Annotated in this window: 13 protein-coding genes and 1 riboswitch; of the genes, 6 read left to right on the forward strand and 7 right to left on the reverse strand. The window is 70.3% G+C overall.

What is annotated here, in order from left to right; translation table 11 throughout:
- Window positions 1-40: 40 nt before the first annotated feature.
- The 4 genes from AC5L30_RS20950 to AC5L30_RS20965 form a co-directional block, all read right to left on the reverse strand.
- Window positions 41-859 (reverse strand): ATP-binding cassette domain-containing protein, encoded by an 819-nt coding sequence (locus AC5L30_RS20950; protein WP_494869265.1) that lies wholly within the window; start codon window positions 857-859, stop codon window positions 41-43.
- Complete coding sequence (locus AC5L30_RS20955; RefSeq protein ID WP_494869266.1) at window positions 859-1,911, reverse strand: ABC transporter substrate-binding protein; 1,053 nt, start codon at window positions 1,909-1,911, stop codon at window positions 859-861. Before AC5L30_RS20955 ends, AC5L30_RS20950 begins: the two co-directional genes overlap by 1 nt.
- A 40-nt stretch (window positions 1,912-1,951) precedes the next feature.
- Window positions 1,952-2,959 (reverse strand): ABC transporter permease, encoded by a 1,008-nt coding sequence (locus AC5L30_RS20960; protein WP_357228841.1) that lies wholly within the window; start codon window positions 2,957-2,959, stop codon window positions 1,952-1,954.
- 321 nt (window positions 2,960-3,280) lie between these two features.
- Window positions 3,281-4,159: an amidohydrolase family protein gene (locus tag AC5L30_RS20965; RefSeq protein ID WP_494869268.1), complete on the reverse strand. Its 879-nt coding sequence runs from the start codon at window positions 4,157-4,159 to the stop codon at window positions 3,281-3,283.
- Window positions 4,160-4,434: 275 nt separating this feature from the next.
- A riboswitch (cobalamin riboswitch) is annotated at window positions 4,435-4,580 on the forward strand.
- A gap of 35 nt (window positions 4,581-4,615) precedes the next feature.
- On the opposite strand from AC5L30_RS20965, the gene AC5L30_RS20970 reads away from it, so the two are divergent.
- The 3 genes from AC5L30_RS20970 to AC5L30_RS20980 are packed head-to-tail and all read left to right on the forward strand — an operon-like array spanning window position 4,616 to window position 6,173.
- Window positions 4,616-4,819 (forward strand): CbtB domain-containing protein, encoded by a 204-nt coding sequence (locus tag AC5L30_RS20970; protein ID WP_494869270.1) that lies wholly within the window; start codon window positions 4,616-4,618, stop codon window positions 4,817-4,819.
- Window positions 4,810-5,580 carry a CbtA family protein gene (locus AC5L30_RS20975; RefSeq protein WP_494869272.1) on the forward strand — a complete coding sequence of 257 codons (771 nt, stop codon included), beginning with the start codon at window positions 4,810-4,812 and terminating at the stop codon, window positions 5,578-5,580. The genes AC5L30_RS20970 and AC5L30_RS20975 overlap by 10 nt, the downstream gene beginning before the upstream one ends.
- Window positions 5,577-6,173: a histidine phosphatase family protein gene (locus AC5L30_RS20980; protein ID WP_494869273.1), complete on the forward strand. Its 597-nt coding sequence runs from the start codon at window positions 5,577-5,579 to the stop codon at window positions 6,171-6,173. Before AC5L30_RS20975 ends, AC5L30_RS20980 begins: the two co-directional genes overlap by 4 nt.
- A 76-nt stretch (window positions 6,174-6,249) precedes the next feature.
- On the opposite strand, the gene AC5L30_RS20985 is transcribed toward AC5L30_RS20980, so the two are convergent.
- Window positions 6,250-7,752, reverse strand: coding sequence for an MFS transporter (locus AC5L30_RS20985; protein WP_494869274.1), 1,503 nt, complete (start codon window positions 7,750-7,752; stop codon window positions 6,250-6,252).
- A 308-nt stretch (window positions 7,753-8,060) separates the two neighbouring features.
- Between AC5L30_RS20985 and AC5L30_RS20990 the strand changes: the two genes are divergently transcribed.
- Window positions 8,061-8,693 carry a TetR family transcriptional regulator gene (locus tag AC5L30_RS20990; protein WP_494869275.1) on the forward strand — a complete coding sequence of 211 codons (633 nt, stop codon included), beginning with the start codon at window positions 8,061-8,063 and terminating at the stop codon, window positions 8,691-8,693.
- A gap of 80 nt (window positions 8,694-8,773) precedes the next feature.
- Here the strand turns inward: AC5L30_RS20990 and AC5L30_RS20995 are convergent, their stop codons facing one another.
- Window positions 8,774-14,389, reverse strand: a complete 5,616-nt coding sequence (locus tag AC5L30_RS20995; protein ID WP_494869276.1) for a GH92 family glycosyl hydrolase — start codon at window positions 14,387-14,389, stop codon at window positions 8,774-8,776.
- 268 nt (window positions 14,390-14,657) lie between these two features.
- On the reverse strand, window positions 14,658-15,737 hold the full coding sequence (locus AC5L30_RS21000; protein ID WP_494869277.1) for a glycoside hydrolase family 19 protein: 1,080 nt from the start codon (window positions 15,735-15,737) through the stop codon (window positions 14,658-14,660).
- 439 nt (window positions 15,738-16,176) lie between these two features.
- Here AC5L30_RS21000 and AC5L30_RS21005 point away from each other — a divergent pair, with 439 nt between their 5' ends.
- Both AC5L30_RS21005 and AC5L30_RS21010 read left to right on the forward strand, forming a co-directional pair.
- Entirely contained in the window at window positions 16,177-17,184 is a 1,008-nt protein-coding gene (locus AC5L30_RS21005; RefSeq protein ID WP_494869278.1) for a polysaccharide deacetylase family protein, read from the forward strand.
- Window positions 17,185-17,450: 266 nt separating this feature from the next.
- Window positions 17,451-18,869 carry a WGR domain-containing protein gene (locus AC5L30_RS21010; protein WP_494869279.1) on the forward strand — a complete coding sequence of 473 codons (1,419 nt, stop codon included), beginning with the start codon at window positions 17,451-17,453 and terminating at the stop codon, window positions 18,867-18,869.
- The last annotated feature ends 45 nt before the right edge of the window (window positions 18,870-18,914 follow it).

Raw genomic sequence — 18,914 nt, forward strand, 5'->3', positions numbered from 1 at the left:
GGACGGGAGGGATCGCGCGCACCCCGCTGGACGACAGCCGTCACCGCTCGTCCCGATCCGCGCTGGTGCTGCCGGTCATCGCCGCGACCAGGTCGTCGGTGGTGACCTCGTCGGCGCGGAGTTGGGCCGCTCGTCGACCGAGGCGCAGCACCTCGACCCGGTCGGCGATTTCAAGCACCTGCGGCATGTTGTGGCTCACCAGCACCACCGACATGCCGGCGTCGCGGGCACGCCGCACGACGTCGAGCACCCGCCCGGTCTGGACCACGCCGAGCGCCGCGGTCGGCTCGTCGAGGATGACCACGTTGGTCGCCCAGATGATGGCGCGGGCCACCGCGACGCACTGCCGCTGCCCGCCGGAGAGCATCGCGATCGGAGTGGTGACCCGGGGGATCCGTACGCCCAGCTCGTCGAGGGCGGCGGCGGCGCCCTGGCGCATGGCGCGCTTGTCCAACAGCCCGAGCCGACCGAGCGGTCCGGAGCGCAGGATCTCCCGGCCGAGATACAGGTTGGCGGCCACGCTGAGGTCGTCGGCGACGGCGAGGTCCTGGTAGACGGTCTCCACCCCCGCCCGCCGGGCATCGACCGGGGTGGAGAACTGAACCGGGCGGCCGCCGACCCGGATCTCGCCCTCGTCCGGCGGATGCACACCGGACAGGGTCTTGATCAGGGTGCTCTTGCCGGCGCCGTTGTCACCGATCAACGCGACGACCTCACCCCGGCGGACCGTGAAGTCGGCACCACGCAACGCCTCGACGTGCCCGAACCGCTTGACGATGCCGCGGGCTTCGAGGACCGGCGGTTCCGGCTCGGTGGGTTGCCGATCGCTGTCGGTGGTGGCCGTGGGGATGCCGCCCATCACTGCACCGGCGGGTTGGCGCAGCTGGGCTCGAGCACCGCCTTGATCTCCGCCGAGTCGATGTTCTCCTTGGTGACGAACGTGACGCCGGTGTCGGCCGACGCCAGCGGCGCCTTGTCCCGAAGGTGCTTGACCATCTTGTCGACGCCGAAGTAGCCCATCTTGAACGGGTTCTGCACGACCAGCGCCGAGATCTGGCCGTTGCGCACCCCGGCGATCTCGTCCGGGGCCGCGTCCCAGCCGATGATGACCACCTTGCCGGACTTGCCGGCAGCCTGGATGGCCTGCGCGGCACCGAGCACGCTCGGCTCGTTGGCCGCGAAGACGCCGGCGAGCTTCGGGTTGGCGGTGAGGATGTTCTCGGTGACCCGGCGGGCCTCGTTGACGTCACTGCGGCTCGGCTGCTGGCCGACCAGCTTCAGGTTGGGGTACTGGGCGAGGCCGGCCTTGAAGCCGTCGACTCGCTCGGTGTTGGTCTGCGATCCGGGCTGGAACTCGACGAGCGCCACCTCGTGGTTGCCGGGGCCGAGTTCGGTGGCAAGCAGCTTCGCCGCCTCGGTTGCCGACGCACGGTTGTCGGTGGCGAAGAGGGGCACACTCGACGGCTGCGGGCTGGTGCCGGAGTCGATCATGGCGACCGGGATGTTGGCGCCAAGCGCCTTGTCGGTGGCGGGTGCCAGCGCGCTGGAGTCGGTCGCCGCGTAGACGATGCCGTCGACCTTCTTGGTGACGAAGTTCTGGATCAGGTTGACCTGGCCCTCGACGTCGGTCTCGGTGGTCACCCCGTCCCACTGGACGGTGACGTCCCCCGCGCGCTGCGCGGCACACTCCGCGCCCGCCTTGACCGTGTTCCAGTAGTCGGCCCCGACCGCCTTGGGTACGACGGCGAGCTTCAACGGGCCGCTGGCGTCCTTGGTCGCGCCGTCGCCGCCGTCCCGGACCTCGACCCCGCCGCAGGCGCTGAGCAGAGCGGTCGCCGCGGCCGCAGCCAGGATCGCCTGCGCGCGCAGGAGTCGTCCTCGCGTCCGCCGGCTGGTGGTGGTGTGTGCCATGGTGTGTGTCCTTCCTCGTTCGGACTCTCGGAATGGCATGTCAACCCCGTGATTCCAGCCGCCGGCGGCGGTACTGGTCGAAGTAGACGGCGGCCCAGATGATCACGCCGACGATCACCTGCTGGTAGTGGATGCTGATGTCGAGCAGGACGGCGCCGTTGCGGACCAGGGCGATGAGGAACGCGCCGATGATGGTCCCGACGATCCGGCCCTGCCCGCCGAACAGGCTGGCACCGCCGATGACCGCGGCGGCGATGACGTCGAGCTCCAGCGAGATGCCGTAGTTGGGCTGGCCGGAGTTGACCCGGGACGCGGCGATCATGCCGCCCAGCCCGACCAGCACGCCGGCCAGCACGTACACCCCGGTCAGGTGTCGCCCCACCCGGATGCCGGAGCGACGGGCCGCCTCCAAATTGGAGCCCATCGCGTAGGTGTACTGACCGAAGCGGGTCTGGGAGAGCAGGAAGGCGACCCCGACGGCGACCAGGACGGTGATCACCACGGCGAACGGAATGCCGAGGATCTGCCCGTTGCCGAGCAGTTGGAAGGATCGGGGCAGCCCGTAGACGCCGACCGCTCCGGTGATGATGAAGACGAGGCCGCGGCCCACCGACATCGTCCCCAACGTCGCGATGAACGGCGGAATCCGGGCCACGGTCACCAGCAGCCCGTTCAGCAGCCCGGCCAACGCGCCGACGCCGATCGCGACCGCCGTCGCCGCCCACAGCGAGAAGCCGAGGTCGCGCACGACCATCGCGCCCAGCACGCCGGCGAGCGCGGCGACCGACCCCACGGACAGGTCGATGCCCTTCGTGATGATGACCATCGTCTGGGCCGTGGCGATGATGGCGATCACCGCCGTCTGGGCCCCGATGTTGAAGAGGTTGTCCGCTGTCAGGAAGTAGGGACTCGCGAAGGTCAGGGCGATGAACAGGACGACCAACGCGGTCGCGGCGGTGAACTCGGAGACGGCGTGGGAGATGCGTTCCCGGAACCAGTCGCTGAGTTCACCGCGCTGCGTGCCGGCGGTTGCCTCGACGCTACTCATCGTCGGACCTGACCTCCCCAAGCGTGGCGCCGGCATTCGACGGGGACCCGCCGACGAGCCAAACGCCTGTGAGCGCCCGACCCCGCTCGATGGCAGTGCGCCTAGGTGCCGGCACAACTCCCGGGGAGATAGGTCGGATGTTTCCCACGATCAGGCGTTACCTTGCCACGCATTCACGTATGTTGCCAAGGTCTTGCGAGCATGTTTTGCCATCGTTACCTGCACCCCGGTGACATACGTCTGACCAAACCGACATCGGCTGCCATCCCTAGCATGTTATCGATAACATGCTATGTTCCCAGTCAGGAAGGCGCTGCCGCGTCAGGACGGGGCCAGCCGGTACACCCGGCCGGCGGTCTGCCACCAGATCGCCGCCCGGTCGTCCTCGGACAGCGGAGCCAGCAGGTCACCGACGGCCGTGACCCAGCGGATGTACGAGGTGGCGAGCAGGCACACCGGCCAGTCCGAGCCGAACATCAGCCGATCCGGCCCGAAGACGTCGAGGGCCTCCTCGACCGCCGGCCGCAGGTCCGCCGTCGTCCAGGACGCGCCGTCCACCTCGGTCACCAGCCCGGAGAGCTTCGCCGTCGTGTTGGGCTCAGCCGCGAGCGCCCGTAGGTCATGCCGCCAGTCACCGAGATCGGCGCGCCCGAGCGGGGGTTTGCCGAGGTGGTCGAGGACGAACCGCACCTGGGGCAGGTCACGGACGAGCCGGGTGGCCGCCGGCAGCTGATGGTGGCGCACCAGAAGGTCGAAGGCGAGGCCGGCGGCCCCGACCGCGGCGATGCCGCGCCGCACGTCGGGGCGGTCGAGATAGGACGGGTCGGGCTCGGACTGGACCAGGTGGCGGATCCCGACCAGCCGTTCGCCGCCCCGCGCCCTCCGTAGTCGGTCGAGGCGGCGGTCGACATTGGCGGCGGTGAGGTCGACCCAGCCGACGACCCCGGCGACGAGGGGGTCGTCGGCCGCGATGCCGAGCAGCTCGGGCGTCTCCGACCGAACGGCGACGGACTGCACGACCACGGTCTGGGCGACCCCGGCGGCCCGGGCCGCCGGGGCGAGCTCGACCGGCGTGAAGTCGTCGTCGATCACGGCCATGGTGTGCGGATCGATCCAGGGCTGCGGGTGCCGCGCCCGGACCCAGAGGTGGTGATGCGCGTCGACGATGCCCGGTCGCCGCGCGACCTCGCCGGTCGTCACCGGACCCCGTCCTGGCGCGTTCTCGTCCACCCCACACCCCGCCCAGCCGCTGATCGAACCCTCCAAGTCGACCCGGAGCCACAGAGCCGATCTGGCAGGTTGACCATGTTAGCGGTAACAGGCTGTTCCCAAGTCGCGGAACGCGCGCCACAATCGGCCGCCGGCAGTGTCACCTTTTGGTCTGACGAATCCGCCGGCACCGTGCGGCTGGTCCGGCTCACTGACCGACCGGTGGGGGACGCGTGCGGGGCGTGGGGTCCGGGTTGACCGTCTGAGGTGGCACCGATACCGTCGACCCACTATCTGCGGCGACGCGAGGGAAGCCGGTGTGAATCCGGCGCGGTCGCGCCACTGTGAGCGGTTCCCCAACCACAACTGGGGGCCGCGAGCCAGGACGCTCGGTCGTCCGCAGCCTTGCGATGGGGACGCGTCATCCCTGGGGAGGTTCGTGTATTCATGTCTAGCTCCGCTTCCAGCCAGCCGGTGGTGCACCCCGCTGGCAGTGCACGTCTGCTGTGGACGGCTCTGGCGACCGTTGCCGTGCTCGCCCTGCTTGCCTACCTCGTCGCCTTCGACCAGGGGGCGGTGTCGCGCAGCGGGATGTACCTGCACGAGTTGATGCACGACGGCCGGCACCTGCTGGGTGTCCCGTGCCACTGAACACCACCACCGCTCCCCCGTTCGTCGCCGTCCTCGTTCGCGGGCTGCTCGCCGGCCTGATCGCCGGCCTGCTCGCCGGGGCGTTCGCGTACGTCGCTGGCGAACCGCACGTCGAGGCGGCCATCGCCATCGAGGAGGCGGCGACGCACGCCGAGCCTGCCGCTGGTGCGCACGATCACGAGGACGCTCTGGTCAGCCGGACAGGTCAGCGCGGCGGCCTGTTCCTGGCCACCGCCCTGTTCGGGGCCGCGATGGGTGGCCTGCTCGCCACGGCGTACGTCCTGCTGTCCCGTCGGCGGCGCGGCGACGACGACGGGCGGTCGGGCCTGCTGCTGGCCGGCGCGGCGCTGCTCGGCGCGGTGATCGTGCCGTTCCTCAAGTACCCGGCGAACCCGCCGGCGGTCGGCGACCCGGCCACCATCGACCAACGGACCGTCACCTACCTGTTGATGGTGGTGCTGGGGCTGGTGGCCGTGTGGGCCGGCTCGCTGGGCTACCGGTCGGTCGGCGCCCAGGCGCCGCCGTGGCTGCGCGCCGCCGCGGCCGTGGGCGGGTTCCTGCTGGTCACGGCAGTGGCGTACGTGGTGATGCCATCCTTCCAGGAGGTTCCGGCGGACTTCCCCGCGACCCTGCTGTGGAATTTCCGGCTGGCCTCGCTCGGCACCCAGGTCGTGCTCTGGACCGGCATCGGCCTGCTGTTCGCGGCTCTGATGCACCACGAGCGGCGACGCCGGGCCGGCACCGCGCTGCCGAGCACGTGACCCACACCAGCCTTCGGCTGGTCGCCCACGGTCACACCGCCGCTCTGCGCCGGGCCCGCTTCGGCGGCACCGACGACAGCCTGGACGAGGGTGGCCTGCGTGCCGCCCTCGCCCAGGCCCACCCGCGTCCGGACCGGCGTGGGCACCTCGGCGTGAACGACACCTGCCTGTCCAGCCCGGCGGCAGCGGCCCGGCAGACCGCCGACGCCTTCGATCTGCTGCCGACGATCGAGACGGCGTTGGCCGACTGTGACTACGGCGACTGGTCCGGCCGGTCGCTTGACGAGATCGCCGAGACGCACCCGCGGGCGCTGCGTGACTGGCTGTCCACACCGGACTCCGCGCCGCACGGCGGCGAGTCCGTCACGGCCGTACGGGATCGGGTCGGAAGCTGGCTGGACGAGCAGCGCGGCGCCGGTCGACGCATCATCGCCGTCACTCACCCACTGGTGATCCGGGTCGCGGTTGTGCACGTCCTCGGTCTGCCGACGGCGGCATACCGGCAGGTGGACGTGGAGCCGTTGGCGATCGTCCGGCTCACCAGCCAGGGCACGCGCTGGCAGCTCCGCCTGGGCGCACCGCGCGCAGCGTGAGGTCGCGCCAACCGCGCGGGCCGCGCCCACCAGAGGTGGACACGGCCCGCGCGGATGAGCACCGGTCAGCGTCTGCTCAGTGGTGCCGGTGGGACAGGTGCAGCTCGACCGGCTCGGGCGGAAGGTCGTCCACCCCGGCGGCGACGGCCTGTTCGTGGCGACGACGCGCCGACGGCAGGGCGAGTGCCGCGAAGACGGCCAGGACCGCAACGCCGGCGCACACCCAGAAGCCGGCGGTGAACGCGGTGTCGGTGGGCAGACCCTGAGGGGTGCTGTTCGACGTGATGACGGCCGCCACGACCGCCGCGCCGATGCTGCTGCCGATGGTCCGTGCGATGGTGTTGACGCCGCTCGCCTCGCCGGTCTGCCCGGCCGGGACGCTCTCGATGATGGCGTTGGACATCGCCGCGAACGCCAGGCCGATGCCGGCACCGGTGAGCACCCCGGAGAGCAGCACCTGCCAGGTCGCGCCGTGCGCGAGCGCCGGCAGCGCGAATGCGACGACGACCGCGACCGTGCCGAGGAACATCGGAACCTTGGGACCGAAGCGGCGGTCCAGCAGACCCGCGAGGGGACCGAAGACCACCATCATGAGGACGGTGGGCAGCAGGAACAGTCCCGCCTGGGACACCGTTTTGCCGAACCCGTAGCCGGTGGCCGCGGGAAGTTGCAGCAGGGTCGGTACGAGCACGAACGTCCCGAACATCGCGAAGCCGAGGATCAGGGCGACGAGGTCGGTGGCCCAGACACCGCGAATCCGCATCAGACGCATGTCGATGAGCGGCTCGCGTACCCGAAGCTCGACCCGGACGAACACCACCATCGCGACCGCCCCGAGCACGAACAGGCCGACGGTCTTCGGCTCGGTCCAGCCCCAGCCCTGCCCTTTGCTCACGGCCAGCAGCAGCGAGACCAGCGACACCGACAGGACGGCCGCGCCGAGCATGTCGAGCCGCCCGGGCGTGCGGACCCGCGACTCGGGCATCCCGAAGATCGCGCCGAGCAACGCGACGACGACGAGGACCAGCGGCAGCCAGAACAGCCAGTGCCACGACAGGTGCTCCACGATCGGGCCTGCGGCCACGATGCCGACACCGGCGCCGACCCCGAAGATCGCCGACAGCAGGCCGACGGTGACCCCGACCTTCTCGCGGGGCAGTTGGTCGCGGACGATGCCGATCGACAGCGGCAGGATCGCTCCGGCGGCTCCCTGTAGCGCCCGCGCGACGATCAGCACGGTCAGGTTGGGCGCCAGGGCGGCGAGCAGGGTGCCTGCGGCGAGGGCCGCGAGGACGCCGATGAGGACCCGACGCTTGCCGACCATGTCACCGAGACGTCCGAGAATGGGCGTCAGCACCGAGGCGGCCAACAGGTACGCCGTGAGCACCCAACTGATGTCTCCGGTCGAGACGCCCAGGTCCCTTCCGATGGTCGACAGCGCGGGCGCCACCAGCGACTGCAGCACCGCGAACGCCAGGCCGCCCAGCGAGAGGTACAGCACCAGAAGGGTGCTGTTGGCGCGCGGGGCGGCGCTGGGCGCGGAGCCGAGGTGGGTCGACTCCTCGATGGTGTGGGTCATGAGATCCCCGAACTAGATGTAAACGTTTGCTGACTTAGCCAGTATGCGCAGCCGGGGAGGCATGTCAACAGTCGTTTACGTCACCCTCGGCCGCACCGGAGGTTGCGGCCGCCGGAAAGTCAACATATGTTTACTTGCGGGCGGGTGACGACCGGTGGCGCGGTCTGGAGAGCGATACCTCAGCGGTATAGATATGACCCGGTGGTATATCGCCGGAGAGCACCACCGTTGCCAGCGATGTCCTCGCCGCCGGGCTGCCCGACTGCTGACAGCACCGCCACCGAGCCAGAACGAAGGAGGGACGCGTCGTGACAGCAGAACCGCCTGTCCCCACGACCAGCAACACCGCTGGCGAACCGGCCCAGCGTCGCCGGCGGGACGCGGCCGAGACCCGGCAGCTGCTGCTCGACGCCGCGCGCCAGCGCTTCGCCCGGGACGGCTACGCGGCCACCACCGTCCGGGACATCGCCGACGACGCGGGCGTCAACGTGGCGCTCATCAGTCGCTACTTCACGTCGAAGGAGGGCCTGTTCGAGGCGTGCCTGCGGGCGGCCGGTGACGAGCTGCGCAGAACGACCGGTCAGACGCCGGCCGACCGGATGCCCGAGGCCATCGCCCGGCACATCGCCGACCTCGGCGCGGCGGGCCTGTCGAGCCAGCTCTCACTGCTGTTGCGGTCATCCGGGGACGCGGGCGCCGACGAGATCCGGCGCGGCGTCCTGGTCCGTTCCAGCGAACAATTGGCGGCGGCTCGCGGGTGGCGTCCCGGCGAACCGGGCAGCGAACAGCTCCTGCTCCGCGCGCAGATGGCCCTCGCCGCCGGCATCGGAGTCGCGGTGCTGCGCTCGTCGATCCAGCTGGAACCGCTGAGTTCCGCCACCGAACAGGACCTGGTCGGGCCGCTGCGCGACCTGGTCGACGCGCTGCTGCCACCGCATTGAGAGCTGATCATTTCCACGCGGCGTGGGGCGGGCCGTGATCACGGCCCGCCCCACGCGGCTGCGCTGTCCCCGGCTCGGTACTAGCCGGTGACGGTGAACGGTCGGGACACCTTCGTCACCGACGTCGCGCCGTTCAGCGTGACGCTGGTCGCGCCCGCCTTCGCCGCACCCGGAACGCTGACCGTCGCGCCGGAGATGACGCCGTCACCGTTCGCGCGCACGGTGCTGACCGCGAACCCGGTTCCGAACGCGATGGTGACCGTCTCGTTCGGCGCGAACCCGGAACCGTCGACCATGATCGACGTACCGCGCGGCCCCGAGGTGGTCAACAGCGCCACCCGCGGCTGGTAGGTCCGCGCCTCCGGCTCCCCGGTCACCTGAACGGTGGCCGTGGCCGGCGTACGCGAGGACGCGCCCGTCGCGGTGACCGCGTACCGGCCGGGCTGCGCGTCACCGGAGGTCGGCACCGAGGCACGAACTGTTCCCGTCGCGGAGGCCGCGACCTTCATGGCCCGGCCCGGGTCGGTGCCGACGCTGACCGTCACCTGCTCGCCGGCGGCGAAGCCGCTGCCGTCGACGGTGATCGCGCCACCGGTGGTGACGGTGCCGGACGCGGACAGCGCGATCGCCGGCTGCGATCCGCCCCGGGCCACGGTCACGGTGAACGACTCGGTGCTGCTCGACTGCGTGTCCCACGCGGTGACGCGCACCGTGTAGGTGCCCTCCCGCGGGTAGGTGTGCTGGCCGCTCATCGCGCCGGACGCGCCGATCGTCACGTCGTCCGGAACCGTGCCGTCACCCCACTGGACCCGGGCGCGGTAGCCCGTCGTACCGGGAACGCCGCCGGTCACCGTACCGAGGTTCGCCGCGAGGGCCTGCCCGGCGGTGGCCGTCTGGTCCTTCGGGGCGACGGTCGCCAGCGCCGGGGCGGGCGTGCCGTCGTTGGCCACGGCGAACACGTGTATCCGACCCGCCGAGCGAGGGTCACCGGTCTGCGTCGGCAGGGTCACCGACACCAGCGTCTTGCCCGCCGGGATCTGGTACGGCGCGGTGGCGAACAGGAACGGCTGGGCGCCGTCACGGCTCGTGCCCTGCAACCGGTACGCCGTCCGGGCGACGATGATGTTGCCGTAGGACGGGGTGCCGTTGGCGTTGCCGCCCAGCGTCCAGTCGCTCAACTGGATCGGAATGCTGGCCGTGCTGCCGTCGCTGAACGTCGCCGTGCCGGTGGTGCTCTGGTTGCCCTGCGTTCCGGCGCCGACGAACGAGATGCTCTTCGCGTCCTCCGGAAGGTCGAGGACGACCGTCGCCCCGTTGCCGGTGGCGTTGTCCGGCTGCCCGGCCGGGATCACCGGCAGCGTGAACCGCAGCGCGGTGCCCGGAACCTGCTGCGGCTGGCCCTGGGTGGCGCCACCTGCCGCCAGCGCGGCCCGCGAGTACGCCCACGACTTGGCGTCACAGTCTGCCGCGAGGACCCCTTCGTCACCGACGCAGACGTTGTCGAACGCGGCGGTGAGGCCGGCGGCCGGTGCGTACGCCACCTCGACGCCGACCGTCGCGGAGCTCTGGCTCTCGCCGTCGGTCACCGTGACGTTCGCCTGGTGGTAGCCGGGCGTGGCGTAGGTGTGCGACCCACCGATGCGGTAGACGGCCCGCGAGCTCAACGTCACGGTGCCCGCGGTGACCGGCGTGCCGTCACCCCAGTCGATGGTGGCCTGGTATCCGCTGGCATCGCCGCCGGTGACCGTGGCCAGCGGCACCGAGACGGGTACGCCGGTGGTCGCGTGCACGCCGTCCGCGGCGGTGACCGTGATGTCGCCGCCACCGAGGTCGAGGTCGCCCCCGGCGAGCAGCTCGATCTCGGCGAGGGTGGTCTGCGCCGCGCCGACGGTCTTCGTCACGGCGAGGCGGAACTGCGCGAAGCGTCCCGGCTTGTCGATCTCGTACGGGCGGGTCTGGTTGCGCCACGGGAACACCTGACCGGTGCGGGAGTCCACGGTGGTCCAGGTGAGGCCGTCGTTGGAGCCCTGGAGGCGCCAGTCCGCCGGATCGCCCGCACCGGCCCCGGACGTGACGGTGTAGTACTTCGGCTTCTGCTTGCCGCCCCGGAAGGCCCAGGTGATCTGCGGGGTCGCCGAGGTGGAGGTCAGCTGCGTGGTCGACGAGTCGTCGAACAGCTTCGACGCGTCCTGACCGCCGCTGGCGGTCGCGGTGCCGAGCCCGGGGCCGGTGACGTCCTGCAACGGCTTCGGCGCCTCGTCTCCCTTGGTCAGCGACGGCGGCGCGTCGTTCTTGCCGCTGCCCCAGGACGACGGCCTGGGGCCCATCTGGAAGTCGATGGTGCCGCCCTTAACCAGCGCGGCCACGTCCAGGGACAGGCCGCGCTGCTTCTTGCCGTTGACCAACACGCCCTGCACATAGACGTTCGCCGCGCTGTTGTTCGGCGCGTTGACGACGATGTCGCCGCTGCTGCGGTGCACGGTCATCCGGGTGAACTGCGGCGAGCCGATCGCCCACTCGGACGACCCGGCCTGCAACGGGTAGATGCCCAGCGAGCTGAGGATGTACCAGGACGACATCTCGCCGTTGTCCTCGTCGCCCAGGTAGCCCTGGCCGATCTCACTGCCGACGTAGAGACGACGCAGGATCTCCCGTACGGTCTCCTGGGTCCTGGCCGGCGCGCCGGCGACGTTGTACATGTACGGGATGTGGTGCGAGGGCTGGTTGCTCATGCCGAGCTGACCCATCCGCACCGCGCGCGCTTCGAGCATCTCGTGGATGATGCCGCCGTACCCACCGGGGCGGTCGGCGTTCTCCGGGGTGGTGAAGAACGCGTCGAGCTTGTCCCGCAGCGCCTTCTGCCCCCCGTACAGGTTGGCCAGGCCCCGGCCGTCCTGCTGGGCGGTGAACGCGAAGTTCCACCCGTTCGTCTCGGTGTAGACGCCACCCCAGTCCAGCGGGTCACCGGCGAGGAAGGTGCCGGCGGCGTCACGGCCCTGGAAGAGCTTCGTCTTCGGGTCGAAGAGGTGGACGTAGTTGCGGGCCCGCTCCAGGAAGTACCGCGACTCCTCCTGGAGCCGGGCGCGTTCCGACTTCGGTGTGGCCGGGTCCTTGGCGAGCGCCGCGCCCATGTTGCCGATGCCGTAGTCGTTGATGTAGCCCTCCAGCGCCCAGGACACCGACTCCCCTGTGGACGTCGGCGTGTAGCCGAGGAACAGGGAGGTCTCGATGCCCTTGCGCCCGACCGCACTGCGGCCGGACGCGACGGTCGCGTCCTTGACGGCCGCGTCGTACGCAGCGAGCGGGTCGGGCAGCTTGACCCCGGTGAGGTACGCCTGGGCCAGCGCCACGTTCGCGCTGGTGCCGGTCATCAGGTCGGCGTAGCCGGGGGACGACCAGCGGGCGATCCAGCCGCCGTCGCGGTAGTGCTGCACGAACCCGTCGGAGATCTTGGCGGCGACGTCCGGGTACAACAGCGCGTAGGCGGGCCACACGGTGCGGTAGGTGTCCCAGAAGCCGTTGTTGACGTAGATCTGCCCATCGACGATCTTCGCGCCGGTTCGGGTGGGGGTTGACGCGCCGGTCGGCGCCGAGACCGGGCTCGCGTACTGCCAGCGTGGCGCGGCGGCGGTGCCGGTGTTCTCCGACTGCGAGTTCGGGTAGAGGTTCAGCCGGTACAGGTTCGAGTACATGGTGACCAGCTGCGACTCGGTGGCGCCCCGCACCTCGACCCGACCGAGCCGGTCCTTCCACGCGGCCGTCGCGGCGGCGTGGATCTGGTCGAAGCTCTTACCGGTGACCTCCAGATCGAGGTTCCGGCGCGCCTGGTCGACGGAGAGGAACGACGTCGCGAGGCGCATCGTCACCTCCCGCGACGCGGAGATGTCGAAGGTGGCCGACGTCGCGGCCGACGCCGTCGGCGCCCGGTCGAAGGCACCGGACACGAACATCCGGCTACGACCGGCCGACAGGCCGCTTCCGTTGTCGACCCAGCCGGTGAACGTGCCGTCCGTGCCGATGGTGAACGTGCCGTTGTGGAAGACGAGGCTTCCGGTCGCCTGTCCGGTGGGGAAGGTGAACCGCATGATCCCGGCGTGGTCGGTGGGCGACATCTCCGCGACCAGGCCGTTCTGGAGCGTGACCCGGTAGAGGTTCGGCTGTGCCGTCTCGTCGTCGTGGCGGAAGGCGAGCGCACGGGTGGCGGGCTGACCGGTGAGCGGCCCGCCGCCGACGACCGGCATCACCGACATCTGGTTGCGGTCACCCATCCAGGGGCTCGGCTCGTGGGAGATCGCGAGGCCCTGCAACATCGGCAGGTTGGCCGCGTTGTTGATCCGGTGGTACTCGTACTCCCAGGAGTCGGAGGTCGCGTCGGTCACCGGGGTGAAGAAGTTGAACCCGTTCGGCACGGCGGTGATCGGCAGGTTGTTGCCGCGGGAGAAACCACCCGTCGAGTTGGTGCCCCGTCGGGTGTCGACGTAGTTGGTCAGCTTCGAGCCGTCGATCGACGCCGGGGTGGCCGTCAGTTCGATGTCGTCGAGCCAGCCCTGGAACCGGGTCTCCCCGGTGGCCTGCGGGTTGTCGTACGCGAGCAGGATGCGGTCGATCGTCTTGCCGCGCGCGACGGTGCCGAGGTCGGCCTGCACCAGGTTCCACTGGTCGGCGAAGAGCACCTTCGAGGCGCCCTGACCGGCGCCCGTGAGCGGGTAGCCGTGCTGGTCGGCGGGTGAGCGGCCACTCAGGTAGCTGCCGTCGGTGAAGCGCAGGTCGACGGCGGCATAGGTGGACGGGTACCGGCCGTCCCCGTTGGTGAACTCGGGGAAAATCTTGTACGACAGTCGGGTCTTCGGCCCGACCGGGATGGTGACGTCGAAGAGCTTGTTGGTCGCGTACGCCCGGCCGTTGCCCTCGGCGCCGCCGGAGTAGCGCAGCGCGGCCAGTCCGGTGAACCCGGCGTCCGGCTTCGTGGTGTAGCCGCCGTTCGGGCCGGCGGTCGCCACGCTGACCATCGGGGTGGCCGGCGGGCGGACGTCCGAGCCGTCGCTGATGTTCCAGTCGGCGAGCTGTACCAGCGAGTCACCGGAGTTCGCGGTGACGTTGAGCCGGTAGAAGCCGTAGGCGTTCGGGTTGGTGAAGCTGTACGTCTTGGTGGCGAAGCGCCCGCTGAACTTCTCGCCGGCGCGCTTGTCCAGGTCGGTCCAGGTGCTGCCGTCGTTCGACCCCTGGACGACGAAGTCCCTGGGGTCCCGGGTCGGCGCGTCGTTGGCGGCGGTCAGCGAGTAGCGCACCACCGTCGCCGGCTTGGCGAGCTGGTAGGTCACCCAGCCGGTCGACTGGAAGACGAGCCACTTGGTCGACGGATCGTCGTCTTTGAGGTTCGCGGCGACCTCTCGCGGCTGGTTCTCGTCGCTCGCGGTCACGGCGCTGACCTGGCCGAGCAGGCTGCCGGGCAGCGTGGCGACCTTGCCGCTCAGGTTGGCCTGGACCGGCTTTCCGTTCGCGCCAACCTCCACGGTGCTGGTGGCGGGCTGCGGGTCGGCGGGTTCGAACGAGGAGCTGAAGTTGCCGGGCGTTGCGGGGGTGGGGGCGGCGTTCGCCAGGGGCGCGGCGACGAGCAGGCCCAGCGGTAGCAGGGCGGCTGTCGTCGCCGCGATCAGGCGGGGAGTGAGCGGGCGCGCAAGGGGGATATGCGACATGAGGGACGGAGCCTTTCGACTCGAACCGGGTCGAGTACGTCGAACGTCTGGGCAGAGTGGAGCGGGTGCGGGCCCTGACATCGTTGTCATAAGAGTTCGTGAGCAACAAACGTCGGGGCGGTGGACTGCCGCTGATAGTTCCGGGCGCAGCACGGCCGTGTCAACGGGTTGATCGCGCCGAAACGGCCGCCGCCCCCACCGGGCCCGGCGGCCGATGTGCCGGGCCTCGACCCCGTCCGGCCGACGTACGTCGAGGCCCGGCCACGGATCAGCAGTAGAGGTTGGCTCCGGCGGGCACGCCGAGGATGCCGACGAACTGCTGGTACCTGGTGACCCGACTCTGCACCTGGGCGGGGTTTCCGCCGTTGCACTCGATCGAGCCGTTGATGCTGCGGATCGTCTGGCCGAACCCGGCGCCGTTGACCATCGCGTTGTGGGCGGTCATGGTGCCCGGCCCGTTCTGGGTCATCCAGTACCAGATACCGGTCTTCCAGGCCACCGAGGCGTCGGTCTGCACCAGCCACGGGTTGGTCAACAGCGGCAGGTTGAGGGCGTTCCCCGCGGCGTTGTAGTTGAAGTTCCAGCTGAGCTGGATCGGTCCGCGACCGTAGTAGGCGGCCTGCCCGGCGGGGCAGCCGTACGGCTGGCCGTAGTCGCAGTAGTGCGGGTAGTTCGCGGTGTTCTGCTCGACCACGTGCACGAGCCCGCCGGTCTCGTGGTAGACGTTCGCCAGGAAGGCCGCGGCCTCCTGGCGCTGGACGGTGGCACTGCCGCTGCGCGCGAACGCCGGGTAGGCGCTGAGCGCGGCGACGAGTCCGGAGTACGTGTAGAAGGAGTTGCGACCTGGGAACATCTGGTTGAACTGGGCTTCGGTGACCACGAAGCCACCCGGGTTGGTGGGCGGCGGGGTGGTCGGGGGTTGACCGCCACAGGTGTAGGGCTCCCAGTACCAGGTGCTGACGACCGGGTCGTACCCGGGATTGTCGTGCTCGGCGATGTAGTAGGAACCGTTGGTGTACCGCACGATCGCCCCGGTGGCGTACCAGGTCCCGGCGGTCCAGTTCGGGTAGCTACAGGTCCCCCCGGTGGGCGGCGTGGTGCCCCCGCCGCACGTGCCGAGGTCCTCCCAGACGCCGGTGGTGCCCGGCGGCGCCTCGTTCTGGGTCCACCACTTCGCCCGGTAGTTGCGGCCGTTGTGGGCGACCTGGGCGTCTCCCCAGTAGACGGCCGAGGCCTGCCACGATGCTGAGCAGGCCGCCGCCGACGCGGCCGTGGCCGGGATGACCGCCACCAGCCCGCCGGCGACGATCAGTGCCGCCAGCGCGACCAGCGCGCGCAGTCTCGTCATGTGATCACTCCTTCCTGGGACCTCACTGGCCGAAATCCGAACGGACATCGACCGAGGTGACTGTAACATCTTCTGTTCACAACCTTTACTATTTCGCACGGCTGGCGTCGGGGCGAACCGGCGATCGACGTCGATAATTCCGACGTCTTTCCGGATCATGTCGAGCGCTTGCTCATCGATCGACATGATCGAGATCCCCACGGAAGCTCACAGCCGCCATGCATCCCTGGCCAGCCCCCACATGACCCCCCGCGTTGTTCCGAGGATGTTCCGGAACTTGTTGACGCGTTGGAATTCTCGCTGCAATACTCCGATCCACTGAGGTCAATGCGATCGGCTTCGTCGCGGTTTCGGCTCCACCTACCCACTCATCCACACCAGTCCGGACTGTGCTGCCCGCACCCCAGGGCGCGTCCGGGTTTGCGCGAAGGGGCACCAGATGAGCAGCACGGCCCTGTGGTCGAGGCGGTTGCGGGCGGCGCTCGCCGTCCTCGCCACCGCCGTCGCCATGTGCGGCGTGGTCCTCGCGGCCACCTCGACCCCGTCGAGCGCCGCCACCTGCAACGGCTACGTCGGCCTCACCTTCGACGACGGTCCGACCGGCAGCACCAGCGCGCTGCTGAACGTGCTGCGCAGCAACGGCGTACGGGCCACCATGTTCAACGTCGGGCAGAACGTCCAGAACAACCGGTCGGCCGCGCAGGCCCAGGTGGCCGCCGGCATGTGGGTCGCCAACCACAGCTGGAACCACGCCCACATGACCTCGATGAGCCAGGCCCAGATGCAGTCGGACCTCTCCCAGACCAGCTCGGCGATCCAGTCGGCGACCGGCAGCCGGCCAGTGCTGTTCCGGCCGCCCTACGGCGAGACCAACTCCACGTTGCAGTCCGTCGCGTCGTCGCTCGGCATGCGCCAGGTGCTCTGGGACGTGGACTCCCAGGACTGGAACGGCGCCAGCGTCAGCCAGATCGTGGCCAACGCGAGCCGGCTCCAAGCCGGTCAGGTCATCCTGATGCACGACGGGATCCAGAACACCCGCGACGCGATCCCCCAGATCATGGCCAACCTGACCAGCCGCAACCTGTGCCCCGGCATGATCTCACCGTCCACCGGCCGGGCGGTCGCACCCGACGGCACGACCCCGCCGCCGGACAGCCCGCCGCCGTCCGGCGGCACCTGCACCGCGACCGCCGCGACCACGAACGTCTGGGGCGACCGGTACAACACGTCGATGACGGTCAGCGGCGCCAGCGCGTGGACGGTCGTCGTGGCCATCACCGCGCCGCAGCGGGTCACCACCATCTGGAACGGCACCGCCACCTGGGACAGCGGCGGCACCGTCATGACCATGCGACCCAACGGCAGCGGCAACACCTTCGGCTTCACCACGATGACCAACGGCAACAGCAGCGCCCGCCCACAGATCCGCTCCTGCACCTCGGGTTGACATCGCCCAGGTTGAGACGTGCGCGGTGGGTGCGCCCGGCACCCACCGCGCACCTTCCTGCCCGCCGCACGTGGCCACTAGCCTGCACTGATGCGACACACGTGCGGGTGACGCAGATCGTCAACCGGAGCGTCGGCGCGCACGCGGTGCTCCGCGACGACGCGCTGCGCTGGCCGGACGCCGGTTCTGTCGGGGGGCGCGGTTAACGTGTGGTCACTGTCGCCGCGCCGGCCGGATCGCGCCGCGCTGACCCTCGGAGGCCCCCCATGTCCCAGGAGACGACCTACCTCGAACTGTCCGAAGTGGACGGTGCGCACAAGTTCTACGAGGTCATCGTCGACAACGCCACGCTGACGGTGCGCTACGGCCGGATCGGCGACCAGGGGCAGGTCAAGGCGAGCGCCTATCCGGACAACGCCCGGGCCCGGGCCGCCGCGGCGAAGAAGATCGGGGAGAAGGTCCGCAAGGGCTATGCGCCTGCGGTCCCCGGTGTCCGGCAGAAGCGCACCGTGTCGCGGCGGCAGATCGTCAGCACCCGCTCCACCGCCCGCACCGCCCCGGTGCTCTGGCGCTACGACTCCGGCGCCCCCGCCTTCGGCATCTTCGTCGACGGTCAGCACTGCATGGTCGGCAACGAGCACGGAGTCATCACCACGCTCGACCACGACGCCCAGGTGCGCAGCCAGGTCCGCCTCCCCGACGGGGTGAAGTGCATCGTCGCCGACGACGCCTGGATCTACGCCGGCTGCGACGACGGCAACGTCTACGACCTGTCCGGCAAGGTGCCCCGGGTGGCGTACGCGATCGCACCGGAGATCGACATCTACTGGCTGGACATCCACGACGGGGTCCTCGGCGTCTCCGACGCCGACGGCGGGATCACCGCCGTCGACCACGAGGACGAGTTCCTGTGGCGTCGCCCCGGGCGGGGGCGTTCGGCCTGGATGGTGCGGTGTGACGACGACGCCATCTACCACGGTCATTCGCGGGGCGTGACCGGCTACGAGTGGCGTACCGGCGGGGAACTGTGGCACACCACTACCGGTTCGGTGCTCTTCGGCTGGCAGGAGCACGGCAGTGTGTTCGCCGGGACGGGCACCCGCGAGGTGGTGCGGCTTTCCAAGTCGGGTCGGCTCGAACGCACCTACCGCTGCGACGCCCCGGTCTTCTCCTGCGCCACCGCCGAGGGCGGCCGGTACGTCTTCGCCGGTGACAGCCAGTCCTCGATCTACTGCTTCGACGCGGCGGGCACCCGGTTGTGGAAGCTCGGCACCGGCTGTGGCTCGGCGTACTCCATGCAGTACCACGACGACCGGCTCTACGTCGTCACCACCGGTGGCCATCTGGCCTGCATCGACGCGAGCGAGCCGGCGATTCGCGCGGCGCAGGCCGGGGATGTTCCCCAGGTGCGCGACATCAAGGCCCCACGGCAGGCGCCCCAGCCGGTGCAACCGACGATCGTCGAGGTGACCAGCGACTCGGGCGCGGGCGTGGTCGTGCAGTGCCTGGACGATCGGGGGCGGTTGCGGGTTCAGGTGCTGTCCGACGGTTACCGGCGCGACTGGTCGGTGCAGTTCCCCAAGGGGATTCGCGAGCCGGGCGCCCGCTACCTGGTGACCGAGGTGCGCGAGTCCAGCCGCGGTGGCTACTACCGCGCGTACGGCGACATCCGCCGGCTGCGCTGAGCGGCGACCGCACCGCCTTCCGTCACCGAGGGGTCACCGGTCGCG

The organism is Micromonospora sp. BQ32 (assembly GCF_059358895.1).

Coding starts and splice junctions, on each gene's coding strand:
- AC5L30_RS20950 (WP_494869265.1), bottom strand. CDS start 859: ATGGGCGGCATCCCCACGGCCACCACCGACAGCGATCGGCAACCCACC.
- AC5L30_RS20995 (WP_494869276.1), bottom strand. CDS start 14,389: ATGTCGCATATCCCCCTTGCGCGCCCGCTCACTCCCCGCCTGATCGCG.
- AC5L30_RS20960 (WP_357228841.1), bottom strand. CDS start 2,959: ATGAGTAGCGTCGAGGCAACCGCCGGCACGCAGCGCGGTGAACTCAGC.
- AC5L30_RS20955 (WP_494869266.1), bottom strand. CDS start 1,911: ATGGCACACACCACCACCAGCCGGCGGACGCGAGGACGACTCCTGCGC.
- AC5L30_RS21000 (WP_494869277.1), bottom strand. CDS start 15,737: ATGACGAGACTGCGCGCGCTGGTCGCGCTGGCGGCACTGATCGTCGCC.
- AC5L30_RS21005 (WP_494869278.1), top strand. CDS start 16,177: ATGAGCAGCACGGCCCTGTGGTCGAGGCGGTTGCGGGCGGCGCTCGCC.
- AC5L30_RS21010 (WP_494869279.1), top strand. CDS start 17,451: ATGTCCCAGGAGACGACCTACCTCGAACTGTCCGAAGTGGACGGTGCG.
- AC5L30_RS20985 (WP_494869274.1), bottom strand. CDS start 7,752: ATGACCCACACCATCGAGGAGTCGACCCACCTCGGCTCCGCGCCCAGC.
- AC5L30_RS20970 (WP_494869270.1), top strand. CDS start 4,616: ATGTCTAGCTCCGCTTCCAGCCAGCCGGTGGTGCACCCCGCTGGCAGT.